General features: G+C 61.8%; 9 protein-coding genes. 5 read left to right on the forward strand and 4 right to left on the reverse strand.

Annotated features, from left to right (window positions below):
* Positions 1-36 precede the first annotated feature (36 nt).
* Positions 37-1,368 carry an MFS transporter gene (locus tag AC07V9_RS28745; RefSeq protein ID WP_495019004.1) on the reverse strand — a complete coding sequence of 444 codons (1,332 nt, stop codon included), beginning with the start codon at positions 1,366-1,368 and terminating at the stop codon, positions 37-39.
* 255 nt (positions 1,369-1,623) lie between these two features.
* Here AC07V9_RS28745 and AC07V9_RS28750 point away from each other — a divergent pair, with 255 nt between their 5' ends.
* The 5 genes from AC07V9_RS28750 to AC07V9_RS28770 all read left to right on the forward strand — a co-directional run bounded on the left by AC07V9_RS28750 (position 1,624) and on the right by AC07V9_RS28770 (position 7,523).
* Entirely contained in the window at positions 1,624-2,571 is a 948-nt protein-coding gene (locus AC07V9_RS28750; protein WP_495019005.1) for a LysR family transcriptional regulator, read from the forward strand.
* 380 nt (positions 2,572-2,951) lie between these two features.
* Positions 2,952-3,803, forward strand: a complete 852-nt coding sequence (locus AC07V9_RS28755; RefSeq protein ID WP_495019013.1) for a sugar phosphate isomerase/epimerase family protein — start codon at positions 2,952-2,954, stop codon at positions 3,801-3,803.
* Positions 3,804-3,816: 13 nt separating this feature from the next.
* Complete coding sequence (locus AC07V9_RS28760) at positions 3,817-4,908, forward strand: isopenicillin N synthase family dioxygenase (RefSeq protein WP_495019006.1); 1,092 nt, start codon at positions 3,817-3,819, stop codon at positions 4,906-4,908.
* Positions 4,909-4,967: 59 nt separating this feature from the next.
* The gene (locus AC07V9_RS28765) at positions 4,968-5,771 is read left to right on the forward strand and encodes an ABC transporter substrate-binding protein (protein WP_495019007.1); all 804 of its coding nucleotides are present in this window, start codon (positions 4,968-4,970) and stop codon (positions 5,769-5,771) included.
* A 201-nt stretch (positions 5,772-5,972) separates the two neighbouring features.
* Complete coding sequence (locus AC07V9_RS28770) at positions 5,973-7,523, forward strand: amino acid ABC transporter permease/ATP-binding protein (RefSeq protein WP_495019008.1); 1,551 nt, start codon at positions 5,973-5,975, stop codon at positions 7,521-7,523.
* A 229-nt stretch (positions 7,524-7,752) separates the two neighbouring features.
* Here AC07V9_RS28770 and recD read toward each other — a convergent pair whose 3' ends face one another.
* The 3 genes from recD to recC are packed head-to-tail and all read right to left on the reverse strand — an operon-like array spanning position 7,753 to position 17,017.
* Complete coding sequence (recD, locus tag AC07V9_RS28775; protein ID WP_495019009.1) at positions 7,753-9,840, reverse strand: exodeoxyribonuclease V subunit alpha; 2,088 nt, start codon at positions 9,838-9,840, stop codon at positions 7,753-7,755.
* Positions 9,837-13,535 (reverse strand): exodeoxyribonuclease V subunit beta, encoded by a 3,699-nt coding sequence (gene recB, locus AC07V9_RS28780; RefSeq protein WP_495019010.1) that lies wholly within the window; start codon positions 13,533-13,535, stop codon positions 9,837-9,839. The genes recD and recB overlap by 4 nt, the downstream gene beginning before the upstream one ends.
* A complete protein-coding gene (gene recC, locus AC07V9_RS28785) occupies positions 13,532-17,017 on the reverse strand; it encodes an exodeoxyribonuclease V subunit gamma (RefSeq protein WP_495019011.1) in 3,486 nt (1,161 codons plus the stop codon). The genes recB and recC overlap by 4 nt, the downstream gene beginning before the upstream one ends.
* Between the last annotated feature and the right edge of the window lie 192 nt (positions 17,018-17,209).

Genomic DNA, 17,209 nt, shown 5'->3' on the forward strand with positions numbered 1-17,209 from the left:
AACGGCGGCCCTGTTCGACCGCCGAAAACTCATGAGTCAGGCCGGCCGAATGCGAGCCGGATCGCGCTTCATCAACGCCGTGCAGACCAACGCAATCAGCGCCATGCCCACCAGGTAAACGATCACGTAATGCGGATTGCCATCGCCCATGGCCAACAGTTGCGTGGCGATCATCGGCGCGAAACCGCCGCCGAGCACGCCCGCCAACTGGACTGACACCGAGATGCCGCTGTAGCGGATTTGCGCCGGGAATTGCCGGGCAAACAGCAAGGATTCCGGCGCATACAGAATCGGAAAAATCACCCCGACCGCCAGCACCATCGCCCACCACACCAACACCGGATCACGGGTGCCGAGCATGGCGAAGAAGGGATAAACGAAGGCACAGAGCAGCAACAGCCCAACGAAATACAGACGTCTCTGCCCTACCCGATCGGAGATGTGCCCACACAGCGGCATGGTCATCAGCGACAGCGCGGCCCCTGCGGTAATCGCGCCCAACACATCGGCGCGGGGGATCTGCAACTGGTTGGCAGCGTACGCCAGGGCGAAGGTCACCGACATGTAGAACCAGGCGTTCTCGGCAGTGCGCGCGCCGATGATGGTCAGGGTTTCCCGGGGGTGATCGCGGAACACCTTGAACAGCGGCACCTTGACGGCGATGTTGTCCTTTTTCAGCTTCTCGAAATCAGGGGACTCAGGCACTTTCAGGCGAATCAGCCAGCCCACCCCAAGCAACACGACGCTGGCCAGAAACGGTATGCGCCAGCCCCAACTGAGCATGTCCGCCTCAGGCAGTTTGGCGACCATCGCCATCGCCAGCGACGCCAGTACCAAACCTGCGCCGACACCGGTTTGCGGCAGGCTGCCGTAGAAACCCTTTTTGCCTTCTGGCGCATGCTCGACAGCCATCAACACCGCGCCGCCCCACTCGCCGCCGACCGCCATGCCCTGCAGAAAACGCATCGCCACCAGAATCACGGCGGCCCAGTAGCCGATCTGCTGATACGTGGGAATCAGGCCGATGATGATGGTCGGAATCCCCATCAGCATGAGGGTGAACAGCAGCATGGATTTGCGACCGATCTTGTCGCCGAAATGGCCGAACACGATCCCGCCCAATGGCCGTCCGAGGAAGCCCACCGCATAGGTGGCGAACGCTGCCAGCACGCCGATGATCGGGTCCAGTGCGGGAAAGAAAATTTTGTTGAAGATCAATGCGGCGGCCGTGCCGTAGAGGAAAAAGTCGTACCACTCGATGGTCGTGCCAGCCATGCTCGCAGCACCGGCCAGCCGGTAGGCTTTGGTCTTGGTCTTTGCAGCGCTGGCGTCGAGTGCACCGGCGTTCGCCGTTATAGCGTTCTTCATAAACTCCTCCGCTTATTTATTGTTGTGCAGGGTGTTATGGCAGGTGGGTGGGGCGTTTTTGGGTGAGTCTCCGATTTGATCGATCATTGTAGGAGCGCGCTTGCCCGCGATAGGGGTGTCTGTACCAACAAGGGCGTCTGACACAACGCATTCGAGAGCAATCTCACTCCTACAAAAGCGGATTCGCGCGATGGCGTGTTTCGGAGTATAGATGTGCAAACTTCTAATAAGAACGCACATAAAAGCAGGTTCAACATGCAAAAAAACATCACCTCCCTGAGCGCGTTGAACTGGGATGACCTGAAGTTTTTTCTCGAAGTGGCACGCACCCGCAAGGCCAGTTCGGCGGCCAAACGGCTGGCGGTGGACTACACCACCGTGTCGCGGCGGGTGAGTTCGCTGGAGGCCTCGCTGGGCACGTTGCTGTTCGAAAAATCGCGTAACAACGGCTTTGTCCTCACCCCCGAAGGCCAGCGTCTGCTGGGCTCGGCAGAATCGATTGAAAGCACACTGCACATTGCCTGCGAACAGGTCTCGGGCTCCGGCGTCGCGCTGTCGGGCCATGTGCGTATGGGCTGCACCGAGGGGTTCGGCAGTTTTTTCATCACCCCGCAACTGAGCCACTTCACCGATTCCTATCCCGCCATCTCGGTCGACATCCTGCCGCTGCCCCACTTCATCAGCCTGTCCAAACGCGAAGCCGACATCGTCATCGCCCTCGAGCGCCCGGAACACGGGCCGTATGTCTGCTGCAAACTGTGCGATTACAACCTGCGGCTCTATGCAATGCAGGAGTATCTGGACAAACACCCGCCGATCCGCAAAACCGACGACCTGGCTGGCCACCCATTCATCAGTTATGTCGACGACCTGGCGTTCAGCCCTGAGCTTTTGTACCTGAACAACCTGTTCCCCGATGTCCATGCCCACCTGCGCAGTACCAGCGTCATCGCCCAGTACGTCGCCGCCCTGCAAGGCCGGGCGCTGGCGATCCTGCCGTGTTTTCTGGCTGCCCAGGATGCGCGATTGCTGCCGGTGCTGGAGCAGGAGGTGAACATCACGCGGCAGTTCTGGATGTATTGCCGGGAGGACCTGAGGAAGCTCAAGCGCATCACCCTGCTCTGGGACTACATCCGCCAGACCACCGAGCAGAATCAGGCGTTTTTGTTGGGGGAAAGCCGGGCCATGACGTTTGTCGATTGAGCAACCCGATCTGAGTCAGCTGTAGGAGCGCGCTTGCCCGCGATGACGGTAAGTCAGGCAATGCATCTGCTACAGGCACACCGCCATCGCGGGCAAGCGCGCTCCTACATGGGTTCGTTGAATACCAAAAACGTCTAGATCGCACCTCGCCACCATAGTTTAGAAATCTCTGAACTATGCATTTGAGCTTTCCTATTCTTTCCGTTCATCGGCCGAACCTAAGATCGGCTCCAATAAAGGAGCCCGTCCAGTAAGAGACACGGCCCGAAGATTGCCTTTTCTGTTGTGACTGCCGCTGTACCCCGTTTCGGCCTGCGCCGTGGCGGAGCCATGTCTAAGGTCACAGGTCAGTCGCTATGCGCAATCTTTGGGGACGTTCGATGAAACTGGAAATCTTCCGCACCATGTGGGGCTATACCGCAAGCCGGACTCAGGCGCTCGACGAGCTGCTGGAAGCCGGGTTCGACGGCATGGAAGCGCGCCTGCCGCTGACGCCGGTCGAACGCGCCGAGCTGGGTGCCTTTCTGCGGGCCAACCGCCTGCCCTACATCGCCACGGTCTTCACCGCTTACGACGTCCTGCCGGAGCAGTCGGCCACCACTGCCGAACACCTCTCGGATCTTGAAAAGAAACTCGCCTGGTCCACGGAGCTGGCGCCGCGTTTCGTCAACGTGCTGGCCGGTAACGACCGCTGGCAGTTGCCGCAGCAGGTCGAGTTCTTCGGTCAGGCGCTGGAACTGGCGCGCAAACACGGCCAGATGGTCACCTTCGAAACCCACCGCGCCCGCTCGCTGTTCAACCCGTGGGTGACGCTGGAGCTGATTCGCCAGTTGCCGGACCTGCGCTTCACCAGCGACATCAGCCACTGGATCGTCACCTGCGAGCGCCTGCTCAACGACCCTGAAGACGACCTCAGTGCCTTCGTCGAGCGCGTTCATCACATACAGGCTCGGGTCGGGTATGACCAGGGCCCGCAAGTCCCGCACCCCGCCGCCCCCGAGCGTGCCGCGGAACTGGCTTTCCATCAGCAGCACTGGGAAGCGGTGTGGAAATCCCAGCAGGCCCGCGGCTATCAGCTGACCACGCTGACCCCGGAATTCGGCGCCGACGGCTACCTGCATCACCTGCCCTTCACCAACGTACCGGTCGCCGATCTGTGGTCGCTGAACACCTGGATGGGTCAGACCGAACGTGAACACTTCCAGCGATTCACCCATACAACAAGCCGATAAGGAGCGTTTCGCCATGCCTGATCAGACTCACGCGGCCGCAATCTCAACCGAACCCAGAGTCGCCAACTTCAGCAGCATTCCGGTGGTCGACATCGCCGGCCTGTTCAGCACCGACATCACCGCGCGTCAGGCCGTCGCCGACGAGCTCGGCAAGGCAGCGCGCGAAGTCGGCTTTCTGTACGTCAAGAACCACGGCATCGAGCCTTCGCTGATCACCGGCCTGCGCCAGGCCGCCAAGGATCTGTTCGCTCAGTCCCTGGACTACAAGATGCAGCATTACATCGGCACCTCGCGCAGCCACAAGGGCTTCGTGCCGAAAGGCGAAGAGGTGTACGCCAAGGGCAAGCCGGATCACAAGGAAGCCTTCGACATCGGCTTTGAAGTGGGCGACGAGGACCCGCTGGTGATCGCCAAGACGCCCCTGATCGGTGCCAACGAGTGGCCGGATCTGCCCGGTTTCCGCCCTGCTGTGGAGGCTTATTACGCGGCCGTGTTTGCCTTGGGCCGTCGCCTGTTCGATGGTTTTGCCCTGGCGCTGGGCCTTGAGGAAGGCTATTTCGAGGCGATGGTCACGCGTCCGCCCTCCAAGCTGCGTCTGATTCATTACCCTTTTGACGGCGCTGCGCAAGACGCGCCCGGTATTGGTGCACACACCGATTACGAGTGCTTCACCATGCTGCTGGCCGACAAGCCGGGCCTTGAGGTGATGAACGACCTGGGCCAGTGGATCGATGCGCCACCGGTTGAAGGGGCATTCGTGGTCAACATCGGCGACATGCTGGAGGTGATGACCGCTGGTACGTTCGTTGCTACAGCTCATCGGGTACGCACGGTCAGCGAAGAGCGTTACTCCTTTCCGCTGTTCTTCGCCTGCGACTTCAACACGCAGATCAAGCCGTTGCCCGCCTTCGTAAACAAGGAGCTCGACAACGGCAGCAAGGAATACGAAGAAATCACCATCGGCGAACACATGTTCGGCCAGGCCCTGCAGACCTATCAGTACCTGCGCCGCAAGGTCGAAAGTGGCGAGTTGAAGCTGTACGAAAAAGCCCGCAAGCCTTCGAGCTTCGGCCACCTGAAGAATCAGGCAAAGGACGCGTCCTGATGCCCCCTACCCAATTCCAACACACCGTGCCTTACAAACCTTCCGTGGAGTCACCGACGATGCGCAACACTTTGAACACTGCAGTTCGCTTGACCGTTCTTGCCACCGCCGTGCTCGGCGCGACAATTGCCCACGCCGCTACCACTGTGACGCCCGGCCAGTTCAAGATCGGCATGGAGATTACCTACCCGCCGTTCGAATCCTACGACGAGAAGAAAAACGTCGTCGGCTCCGACCCTGATCTGTCGCGCCTGCTGGCCAAGCACATGGACCTCAAGGCCGAGTTCGTCGACACCAAGTTCTCCAGCCTGATCCTGAGCCTGAACGCCGGTCACTACGACGCCATCATCTCGGGCATGTACATCACCCCTGAACGCCAGACCCAGGCCCAGACCATCGCCTATGCCAAGACTGGCGCGGCGATCATGGTGCTCAAAGACAGCCCCCTCAAACCCAAGGTGCCGGAAGACCTCTGCGGCCTGAAAGTCGGCCTGGAAAAAGGCACCACCTGGGTCGCCCAGTTCAACAAACTGTCCACCGATTACTGCGTGCCGAACAACAGGGGCGCGATCTCGGTCAGCGAATTCCCGTCCGCGCCTGAAGTGACCCAGGCGCTGCTGTCCGGCAACGTTCAGGCCCAGGTGGAAATCGACGGCGCCGCCGGCATGATCGCCGAACGCACCAAAGGCCGCGTAGTGGTCAGCACCGAGCACTCGATCTACCAGCAAACCCTGGGCATCTACGTCAAAAAAGGGAACGACGAGCTGTATCAGGCGCTGCTCAAGGCGTTCGACGAAACCAAGAAATCCGGTGAGTACGCGGCGCTGCTGAAGAAGTACAACCTGGAAGAGCCGAGTAACTGAGTGAATCTGTAGCTGTACGGCTGCAGATGGTTTGATGCTTGCCCCTTGTAGGAGCGCGCTTGCCCGCGATGACGTAGTAGAACCGATACATCTCTATCGGCTGTACTGGCCAATCGCGGGCAAGCGCGCTCCTATAGGGTTTATCGTTGTCCGCGACAAGCGCTGTGAAGTCCCCGCCCCGACTGGCAGCTTGAGGTGTGTATGCAATTCGAATGGTCCTACTTTTTTTCGCTGTTCTCGGTCTCGGACTTCTGGGAATCCTGCATCACGGTGATCCAACTCAGCGCCCTGGGCTGGTTCATCGGCATGCTGCTGGGGTTTCTGTTGGCCTCGGCCAAACTCTCGACCGCGCGCTGGATCAGCGTGCCAGCGTCGATTTATATCTGGTTCTTTCGTAGCGTCCCGCTATTGGTGCTGGTGGTCTTCACCTACAACCTGCCGCAGATGTTTCCGGTCACTCGCGAGGTGCTGTCCAACCCCTTCTACTCCGGCTTGCTGGCCCTGGTCGTCACCGAAGCGGCGTACATGGCCGAGATCCACCGCGGCGGTCTGATTTCCGTTGCCAAGGGGCAGAAGGAGGCCGGTCGCGCGCTGGGTGTAGGCCTGATCGGCATGCAGCGTCTGATCGTGATCCCGCAGGCTTTCCGCATTTCCCTGCCGACGCTGATCAACGAATACATCACCGTGGTGAAACTGACCTCGCTGGTGTCAGTCATTTCCCTGACCGAGCTGCTCACCGTGGGCCAGCGCCTGTACGCGCAAAACTTCCTGGTGATGGAAACCCTGTCAGCGGTCGCGGTGTATTACGTGATGATCGTGACCGTGTTCGGCTGGCTGTTTCACTGGCTCGAACAGCACCTGGAGCTGAATAACCGCAAGCCGCAAACCCTCGACGACAACGCCCTCACTCGCCTGCGCTCGACCCTGGTGGCGCAGCCGGTCAAGGCTCGTCAGCCAGACGCAGGGCCGGGTTCGGCGCCTGCGTTGCAACTGCTCAACATTCATAAGAGCTACGGCCATCACGAGGTGCTCAAGGGCATCAGCCTGGACGTGAATCCGGGTCAAGTTATCTCGATCATCGGCCCGTCGGGCTCGGGCAAGACCTCGCTGATCCGCACCGTAAACAGCCTGGAAAGCATCGACAAAGGCGAGATCATTCTCTTCGGCGACGGGTTTATTCACGCCGGCGACAGCCCCAACGCGCCGCAGATCCGCCGGGGCGTGCAGCGCATCGGCATGGTGTTCCAGAACTTCAACCTGTTCCCCCATCGCACCATCCTCGACAACGTTACCCTCGCGCCGCGCTACCACGGGCGCGACAAGGCCATCAGCGAACAGCGCGCCTACGCCCTGCTGGACAAGGTCGGCCTGCTGGCCCACGCGCACAAATACCCGCATCAGCTGTCCGGCGGTCAGCAGCAGCGTGTGGCGATTGCCCGCGCGCTGGCGATGGACCCGCAGATCATGCTGTTCGACGAGCCGACCTCGGCGCTGGATCCTGAGCTGGTGGGCGATGTGCTCAAGGTCATCGGCGACCTGGCCAAGGAAGGCATGACCATGCTCATCGTCACCCACGAAATGGACTTCGCCCTGTCGATTTCCGACCGGGTGATCTTCATGGAAAACGGCGTGGTGCAGGTCGACGCTTCGCCGCAGACCATCCTCGCCGACCAGTGCGGCGAGCGGGTGCGCAAGTTCATGGGCCTGGGCAGCGTGGCCACTCAACCGGAGCCCGTGCGCAAGGAAGCGTGAGCGGCTATCGTGGAGCGACATGATCCCTGCATCACGTCGCCCCAGGCAATTCGTTTTGTGCGACCTGACAGAACCCTATCGAAAGGATTCATCAATCCCTGTGGGAGCGAATTCATTCGCGAGAGGAAGGTACATCCGATAGAGGTGTGTCGGCTTTACCTTCCTCTCGTCGGAATGCCGCCCAGAATGAATTCGCTCCCACAGGTTGATCCGCGGCCCTCAAAATCGGCTACAACGCCAGCATCAACCCACTCAAGCGCTTCACCTTGCGCCGCAAGGCCTCTTCGAACACCCCCTGACGCGGTTCGATCAGGCTGAACCACTGCTTGGCCCGGGTGATGCCGGTGTAGATCAACTCCTTGGTCAGCACCGGGTTCAACGCTTCAGGCAAGATCAACGCCGTGTGCGCAAACTCCGAGCCCTGTGATTTGTGCACGGTCATCGCGTAGACCGTTTCCACATCATTGAGCCGGCTCGGCAGCACGAAACGCACGCCGCTCTCGCCATCGTTGCGCGGGAAGGCAACGCGCAAGGCCGTGCGGTTTTCCTCGACCGGCCCTTCCGGCAAACGCAGCGCAATCCCGATGTCGCCGTTCATCAAACCCAGGCCGTAATCGTTGCGGGTCATCAGCACCGGGCGGCCTTCGTACCACTGTTGGTCGCTCTCGATGAGATCAGCGGCAAACAGCGTCTGGGTGATGCGCTGATTCAACCCCTCAACGCCCCACGGCCCTTTGCGCACGGCACACAGCAGCTGGAACTCATCGAAGGCGCTGAGCACTTCGCGCGCCCACTCCACACAACGCGGGTCTTCAATGGACGCGATGCTCTGTGGCCGCTGCGCGCGCATCAGGCTCAGATAGTGGCGATAACCCTGAGGGCCATCGCCGTGACCATCGAGCAACAGCCGCGACAACGCGCGATCCTGCTCGCCCTTGAGCACCAGTGAATACAGATCCTTGTAGCCGCCATCGACCAGCAGCGAGCGCGCATCCTGATCCTGTTGCTGGTTGACCAATTTCGCCAACTGGCCAATGCCGCTGCCCGCGACAAAGCGCCGGGAGTGGCGCAGCATCACCACCTGTTGGGCCAGAGCATGACGCTGATTGTCGCCCAGCTGCAGGCCGCTCCTGCTCAGGTCCTCGCCACTGACCGAGGCCAGCCACGCCAGGGTTTCGGGGCTGTACATGCCCGCTTCGGCGTCGCGACACAGATCACCCAACACCGCCCCGGCTTCCACCGACGCCAACTGATCCTTGTCGCCGAGCAACACCATGCGCGCGTGGGGCGGCAAGGCGTCCAGCAGATTGGCCATCATCTCCAGGTCGATCATCGACGCTTCGTCGACCACCAGTACGTCGAGCGGCAGCGGGTTGCCCGCGTGATGCCGGAAGTGCCGCGTGCCAGGCCGACTGCCGAGCAGGCGGTGCACGGTGGTCACGTCGCTGGGGATTTTCTGCCGTACATCTGCGGGCACTTCGAGGGTTTGCACCTGATGACTGATGGACTCGGTCAGCCGCGCCGCTGCCTTGCCGGTCGGGGCGGCCAGACGTATGCGCAGCGGCTTGCCCCGCTCGACCGCCGGCGATTGCAGCAGCGCCAACAGACGCACGACGGTGGTGGTTTTACCCGTGCCAGGGCCGCCGGTGATGATGCTGAATGCGCCACGGGTGGCGAGGGCGCAGGCGAGTTTCTGCCAGTCGATCAGCGCATCGGGCGCGGTGCTGGCGGCACCGAACAACGCATCCAGACGTTGCGGCAGATCGCTCGGCGCAGGTTCTGCCTGCGCGAGCCTGCGATGCAACGCCGCATCGATCCGGCGCTCATAGGTCCAGTAGCGGCGCAGGTACAGGCGACGGTCCGAGAGCACCAAGGGCTTCTGCGCCGCGGCTTCGCTGTTATCCCCCGCCTGGGCAACCAGCAGACTGTCCGCAAGTGCCTGACACCAGGTCGCGCCATCCAGCGCCTTGAGCAGCGCGGAAGGCAGCAGCATCGGCGTCGACAGCACATCGCCTTCGGGCGGCAACGACAACGCGAAGTCAGGCTCTTTGAGGGTCTCAAAGAGGTCGAGGCAGACATGCCCATGACCCAGCTGGTGACTGGTCAACGCCGCTGCCAGCAACACCAGCGAATCAGCCGCCGGATCGAGGTCTGCCAGAAACGCCACGAAGGCCTTGTCCAGCGCCCGCAGCCAGCCGCGTTCGACCCAGCGTTCCAGCAGCAATAACAGATCGTCCACGCGACTCAGGGGTTTGAGCGCAGCCAGGCTCTCGGCGTCCAGCGGCGTGGGCAGCAAATGGGCGAAGGGGCGGTTCATGCGAGGTCTCCTGACAGCGTCTCTTCCTGGATCAGTGCTCGGCCCTGAAACAGCAGGTCGAGGCTTTCGATCAGCTCACGGGGCGGTCGGGTAAACCACGCGCCCTGGCTCGCCGCGCGACTGCCGCGCACGAACAGGTACACCGCGCCGCCCATGTGAAGGTCGTAGTCGTAATCGGCCAGACGCGCCTTGAGCTGACGATGCAGGGCCAGCAGGTAAAGTACGTATTGCAGGTCGTAACGGTTTTCCAGAATGGCATTTTCCATCGCAATGTCGGTATAGGCATCGTCGTCGACGCCCAGCCAGTTGGATTTGTAATCGGCTACGTAATAGCGGCCCTGGTGCTCGAACGTCAGGTCGATGAAGCCTTTGAACATGCCATTGAGCGACACGGTTTCCGCCGCCGCGCGGGGCGCGCCATGGTGGGTGAAACGACGCACCAGCGCGTCCATCTGCGCCACATCGACTTTCGAACAGGCAAACCAGAACTCCATCTCGACGCGGTACTGATTGGGCTGGTCCATCCCGCTCAACGCGACCGGCTGCACGTCAGCGCCCAGGCGCAGCGGCATGTTCAACAGGTGCGTGAGCCAGTCAGTCAGGGTGTTGATCCAGCCCTTCCAGTCGCGTCGATTACAGCGTTGCGCGACGACCTTTTCCAGCGCCACCGAGTCGGCCGCCGCTGCTGCGAAACCCTTTTCCCCTGCCCACTCCAACAAGCCGTGAAGAAAGGTGCCGGGGTTCGGGCCGCGAGGAAACCGGTGGATGTCGCCGCCACTGACAGGCGTCTCGCGGGGCGCATCGGGGTCCAGACGTTCATCGTCGAACAGCTTCTGCGCCTGAGGGCTGTCCGGGGACTGGTCGCCACTGTCGGTGATGGTGTCGCCGATGCGCAGGGCGCTGTACGAAGCGATCCACCAGTTCTCCTTCGCGCTGCGCCGAGGCAGGCGCGGCTTGCTCAGGGCGATCTCGCTGCGAGGGGCGCTGAAGGTTTCCTCGGTCGGTGCAGGCACGGCCTCGACCTGCAGCGTGGGCTGGTCTTCAGCCAGTGATTGCAACCACTGAACGAGTTGAGTCGACTCCCCCAGCACCTGGCCGCCGCCGAGCAGATAGCCCAGCGCCGAGCGATGCAGAATCGAACCCTTGGTGTTGCCGCGCTTGAGATCGGCAACGCCCAGCCAGCAGGCGTGTTGCGCACGAGTCAGGGCCACATACAGCAGACGCAGGTCCTCGGCCAGGCGCTCGTCATCGGCCTGTTCAACCAGCGCCGCTGTCGGCTTGAGGCTGATCTGCGCGTGGCCATCGGCATCGTGAAAATGCAGCGGCAGGCGACTGCCATCCACGAGTTTGGTCGAGCAAATGAACGGCAGGAACACCAACGGGTATTCCAGGCCTTTGGACTTGTGAATGGTCACGACCTTGACCAGTTGCTCGTCACTTTCCAGCCGCAGGATCTGCTCTTCACCTGCCTGCCCGGACAACGCCAGATGCTCGCCCAAGTGACGAATCAACGCCTGCTCGCCATCGAGCTCAGCGGCGGCTTGCTGCATCAGTTCGGACAGGTGCAGCAGGTTGGTCAGCACGCGTTCGCCGTCGCTGCGCGAGATCAGGGTCTGCGGCAGTTTAAAGTCGTGCAGCAGGCGGCGCAGCATTGGCAACACGCCTTGGCTGCGCCAGACGCGGCGGTAATCGCGAAATTGCATGACGCGCTGTTCCCACGCCAGTTCGTCCTGATTGAGCAGCTCAAGCTCGGCCAGCGGCAGGTCGAGCGTGATGCACGCCAACGCTGCGCGCAGCGTGCGCTCAGCGTCAGGTTCGGCACAAGCCTTGAGCCAGGCCAGCAGATCGTGGGCCTCTTGAGCGGCAAACACTGAATCCTTGTCAGACAGATAAACGCTGCGCACACCGCGCGCCGATAGCTCGCCGCGCACAGCCTGGGCTTCCTTGCCGTCGCGCACGAGAATCGCGATGTCTGCCGGTTGCAGACCTTTGAGCGGCTCGCCGGATTTGGCAAAGCCTGCGCGACCTTGCTGGCCCGCATTGAGCAAACCGACAATCTGGCTGGCGCAGCTGGCAGCCAGTTGCTGCCGATAGACTGTTCCCGAGACCGGCTGATCGGTTACCAGTTGCCAGACGTTCAACGCAGGCACGACCGAGCCGTCGACCTCGAAAACTTCCTTGCGCCCCTGCGAACCGACGGCCAAAAACGGCACAGGGTTGTGATCGGCGCTGCGAAACAGAAACGCCCCGCGACCGGTCGGGCTGTTCTCGGCGCGCACGAAGACGTGATTCACGGCCTCGACCATCGCATGACTGGAACGGAAGTTGGTGCCCAGCGTGTGCAGGCGCCCGGTGGTCGCCGTGCGTGCGCGCAGGTAGGTGTAGATGTCGGCGCCACGGAAGGCATAGATCGCCTGCTTGGGGTCGCCGATCAGGAACAGGCCGGTGCTGTCGTCGTTGCCTTCGAGGCGATAGATGCTGTCGAAAATCCGGTACTGCACCGGGTCCGTGTCCTGGAATTCGTCGATCAGCGCGACCGGGAATTGCTCGCGAATCAGGGTCGCCAGCCGCTCGCCCCCCGAGCCGCGCAAGGCGGTATCCAGACGCAACAGCATGTCGTCGAAGCCCATTTCGGCGCGACGGCGTTTCTCTTCTTCAAAGCGCGCACCCACCCACTGCGCGGCATGTTCAAGCACAGCGGCATCAGGCGTTGGCAGCGTGTCGAGGGCGACTTTCAGCTCGACCATCGCCTCGAACGCCGGGTGCGATGGAGGGTTGTTTTTCCAGGCCTCGGCGATGCCCTCGGGGGTCAGGCGGGTGAAACCGGTGCCCAGATCGAGCTGCTCTTGCTCGTCGTCGTTGGCCCAGGCAATCAGTTTGTCGAACCAGGGCTTGAAGTAGCGCTCCTGCATTTTGCGGCCGTCGACCACCTTGCACTTCACGCCATCGATGCAGATCGCGTGCAGCTCAGCGGCCCAGTTGGCCCACGGCGACTTGAGGGCTTTCAAGGCTTCGCGGCGCTCGCGCACGGAGGCCTCGATCAGTTGCGTCGGGGTCTGCGTGACGGGCGCGCGATCGCTGCCAAACATTGCGCGAACCCGAGGCAACAACGCCGCAGGCCCGCTCCAGTGCTCGCGCACCCAATTGAGCGCGTCGCCACTCATGGGGTAGCAGAACTTGCGCCAATAATCGCGCAGCACCTCGCCCAGCAGGTCGCTGTGGTCGGTTTCCAGGCTCTGCGTGAACAGGCTGCCACTGTCGAAGGCGTGCTCGCGCAACATGCGCTGACACCAACTGTGAATAGTCGAAACCGCCGCTTCGTCCATCCATTGCGCAGCGATGTCCAGACGGCTCGCGCAGCCGGCCCACTGCTCGGCGGCGAACTCGCTACGCAACGCTTGGATCAAGGCGTCGGGGGCGTCGATCTCCCCACGGAAGAAACGCGCGGCTTCGGCCAGCCGAGTACGGATGCGATCGCGCAGCTCTTTGGTGGCGGCGTCAGTGAAGGTCACCACGAGGATTTGCGGCGGCAGCAGTTCGCGACCAAAGCCTGAAACGTCGTCGCCGTGGCCGAGGACCAACCGCAGGTACAGCGCGGAAATCGTGAAGGTCTTGCCGGTGCCGGCGCTGGCCTCGATCAGTTGGCTGCCCTTGAGCGGGAAGCGCAGGGCCAAAGGTTTTCCAAGATCCATCATGCTCCGGCCTCCTCGTTGGACAGAGATTGCCAAGGCGCCTCGAAAATCGGCTTGTACAGCGACTCACACCAGCCGACGAACTCCTCGCTGTCGAGCAGCGCATCGAAATCCGGGAATTGCCGGGCCAGGGCCGTACTCTCGGCGTGTTCGCCTGCGATGTTCTGGCCGTCGCCGTCATAGGTCTTGCGCGCAGCGGCTTCGACTTTCTCTTCATCCGACTGCCCCAGCCAGGCGAATGCGGTTTTCACCGCGACAGGCAGCGGCCGCTGCATGCCGTGTTGCCAGGCCAGCAGCAGGTCATTAAGGGTGCCGGTCGCAGAGGCTTTGTCCAATGGCGGCAGGAGCAGGGTTTCGTCGCTGGCGACCAGTGCGGTGGTCAGCGGCAAATCGCAGGCGCAGGCCACCAGATGGTTGACCCAGGGTTTGGTCAGGCGATGCCACTTGCGCGACTTCTTGCCGCCGATGGCGTTGGGAATGGCCGTCACAGCGAGCAGTTCGCCTTGAGCGTTTTGATAGAGGCCATCGAGCCAGCCGTCCAGTTCGACACCTTGATGCGAGTAGGTCACCGGCAGCGCGCTGTGCAGGCGGTCGGGCCACTTGAACAGCAGGTCGTGATAGCGCTGAACCAGATCCGGTAGCGGTTCGATCAACTCGTCCTGCAGGAGTGTTCCGAAACCGGCCATAGGCAACAGGCCGCTGGCTTGTAGGCGAACGGCTTGGGCCTTGAGGGAATCGTGGGTGTTTTCAGGGTCGATCAGCGCCGCTTGCAACAGGCTATCGCTCAAGCCGTAACGCTCAAGGGCATCGAGCACGAAGGGTTCTTCATCCGCCAAAGGCGCTTCAGCCACTTCGAAGAAAATTTTCAGACGCTGGCTGAAGAAATGTTTGACCGGGTTGCGCAGAAAATCCTGCAACTGCATCAGGCTCAGCGGCTCTTCCTGTTCGTGCTTTTCCAGCGCCTTGATGTCGCCTGATTCAATTGCGGCCTCATGCAGCACCTGCCATTCACGGGCAAAGCTGAAGAACTCCAGGCTCTCCTGAAAGTACTTGGCGCTGAACGGTTGCAGGGGGTGTTCGAGGGTCAGCTTGTGCAGCAATTGCTGGCCGGGGTCACGCTTCCTGTCGTCCTCGGGCTCGATGGCGCCCGCCAGTCTCCAGCCGCTGGCCAGGTGATCACGCAGCTGGCCTATCAATACCGACGCCGGGCGCTCGGAGTTGTCGCGAATGCTGCGGCCGACCCAACTGATATACAGCTGATCGCGAGCAGACAGCAGCGCTTCAAGCAGCAGGTAGCGGTCGTCTTCACGACGGGAACGGTCGCCGGGGCGGTAGTCGCTGCCCATCAGGTCGAAGTCCAGCGGCGGTTGTGCGCGGGGGTAATCGCCATCGTTCATGCCGAGCAGGCAGACGACCTTGAAGGGAATCGCGCGCATCGGCATCAGCGTGCAGAAGTTGACCGAGCCTGCGAGGAAGCGCTGCGACAAACGCCCCTGATCGAGACCCGCCAGCCACGCTTCCCGCACAACAGTCAGCGGTAGTTCTTCCAGCAGACCGACGGTTTCGCAGGTTTCCAGCCAGGTCTCGCGCAGGGTTTCGAGCTGGCCGAGCAGGTAGTCGTCGTGCTCACTGTCGGCGTTGAAAAACAGCTGCATCAGCGCCTGCAGCCGCGAGCCCCAGACCGGCGGCGTTGCCGGTTGCGACAGCTCGGCATGGGCGATCTGCAGCGCATCGATCAGCGAGACCAGTGGACCAATGAGCGCGGCATCCAGGCCGCCGATCTCGTCATAGGGTTCGATGTCGTGGTAGGCAATCCCCGCACCTACTGCGTAACCCAGCAGCATGCGCCGCAGGCCGAAGTGCCAGCTGTTCTGCTCAAGCGCTTCGGGCAGGCCAAGGCCCTCACGCTGCCTGGCGTTGAGCCCCCAGCGCACGCCGGCGCCTTCGATCCAGCGATGCAGGGTTGGCAGGTCGCGCTCATCGATGCCGAAGCGTGCGCGCAGGGCCGGAACGTCCAGCAGGTCAAGGATCTCACTGACCGGGAAGCGGCTGTCCGGGATCTTCAGCAGGTGTTCGACGGCGATCAACAGCGGGTCGCGACCACGCTGCCCCTGGTCCGCCAGAGTGAAGGGAATGAAGCGGCGATCGTCACGATCCAGTTGGCCGAACACGGCGCGAATGTGCGGCGCGTAGCTGTCGATGTCGGGGACCATCACAATGACGTCGCGAGGGCGCAGGTCCGGATTGGCGCTGAAGCGCGCCAGCAACTGGTCGTGCAACACCTCCACTTCACGCTGGGCGCTGTGAGCAACGTGGAAGCGAATCGAGCGGTCCTTCTTGATGTCGACGGCAGGCCACAGCTCACGGGTCTCGCTCAGGGGGCGCAGTTCAAGAATGTCGTCCTGCAATTGGCTGAGGAGCGTCTGCGGGTCGCTCTCACTGAACAGGTCAATGCGACCGTCACGGAAGATCGAGCGGTAGCTGTTGGGGTCATCGTGACTGTCGAGCAGATTGATGTAGTCACGCCCCTGTTTGCCCCAGGCGGCCAGCAGCGGGTGGGCATGCTGATGCAGCGCGTCGGGGCTGAGCACCACCGGCATGCCGGCCTTGCGCGACTGACGTTTGTACTCGTGACGCAGCAGGTCCTTGTCGGCGATGATGTCTGCCCAGTGGTGACGGCAGGGGTTGTGCACGCAGAGCAACACCTGACTGAAACGCGCCAGACCAGCCAGGGCTTCCAGCGCCTGTGCAGGCAGCGAAGAGATGCCGAAGACGATGACCCGGGCGGGCAATCCTGCGGGGGCTTGGGTCAAGGTATTGATACGTTCGATATAGCGCTGATGCACACCTGCGCGACTTTGCGCCATGCCTTCGGCCCCAACATCGTGAAGCAGCGCGCGCCACAGTTCGGCTTGCCAGCAGTTCTCCGGCTTGAGCGGCTTGACTTCGCCCCTGACGTTTTTCAGCTGATGCCGTCCTGCGGCCCAGTCTTCCAGCCAGTCGGCACGGTACACCTGATATTGGTCGAACAGGTCCGCCAGGCGCTCGGACAATTGATAGCGCTTGCGCAGATCGGTGTCGGCGGTGAGGAAGCGTCGCAGCGGTTCGAAGTGCGTTTGGTCGATCAGTGCAGGCAGCAGTCGCATCAAACGCCAGGTCAGTGGGGCTTTATCGAGTAGCGAGGTTTCGGGAATTTCGTCCTTCCCCAAAACAGCGCGATACAGCTGCCACATGAAGCTGCCGGGGAGTTGAACGTCGATAGCGGCAGCTATGCCGCAGCCGCCCTGGTCGTCGTCCTGTGCGTCTTCTGCCAGGGCAAGCTTCAGCCATTGGGCAATGCCGTTGCTTTGTACCAGCGCAACTTCGTTTTCCAGTGGGGTAAGCGGGTAACGCCGCATCCACGACACCACAAGGCTACGCAGTTCATCCAGGCGATTGCCATGAACCACCATGAACCCGGGGTTGAGGTTGGATGTCACCGGCATAGCTGCTTCCTTGGCGTTTGGAGAGGGGGAAGACTAACAGAGGGGGGCCGTGACCTGTAGCAGTCTGGCTCCCATAGGTCCAGGCAGGCCTGAGTCTCGGGGCTGGCTTTTCCGCGCGCAAAAACAAAACCCCATCTGCGTGAGCAGATGGGGTTCTGGAATTTAATCTTGACGATGACCTACTCTCACATG

Source organism: Pseudomonas sp. GW821-FHT02A11 (assembly GCF_059421985.1).

Bases quoted from the DNA above. Each gene is read 5' to 3' on its own strand.
- AC07V9_RS28745 (WP_495019004.1), bottom strand. From the start codon at position 1,368: ATGAAGAACGCTATAACGGCGAACGCCGGTGCACTCGACGCCAGCGCT.
- AC07V9_RS28750 (WP_495019005.1), top strand. From the start codon at position 1,624: ATGCAAAAAAACATCACCTCCCTGAGCGCGTTGAACTGGGATGACCTG.
- AC07V9_RS28755 (WP_495019013.1), top strand. From the start codon at position 2,952: ATGAAACTGGAAATCTTCCGCACCATGTGGGGCTATACCGCAAGCCGG.
- AC07V9_RS28760 (WP_495019006.1), top strand. From the start codon at position 3,817: ATGCCTGATCAGACTCACGCGGCCGCAATCTCAACCGAACCCAGAGTC.
- AC07V9_RS28765 (WP_495019007.1), top strand. From the start codon at position 4,968: ATGCGCAACACTTTGAACACTGCAGTTCGCTTGACCGTTCTTGCCACC.
- AC07V9_RS28770 (WP_495019008.1), top strand. From the start codon at position 5,973: ATGCAATTCGAATGGTCCTACTTTTTTTCGCTGTTCTCGGTCTCGGAC.
- recD (WP_495019009.1), bottom strand. From the start codon at position 9,840: ATGAACCGCCCCTTCGCCCATTTGCTGCCCACGCCGCTGGACGCCGAG.
- recB (WP_495019010.1), bottom strand. From the start codon at position 13,535: ATGATGGATCTTGGAAAACCTTTGGCCCTGCGCTTCCCGCTCAAGGGC.
- recC (WP_495019011.1), bottom strand. From the start codon at position 17,017: ATGCCGGTGACATCCAACCTCAACCCCGGGTTCATGGTGGTTCATGGC.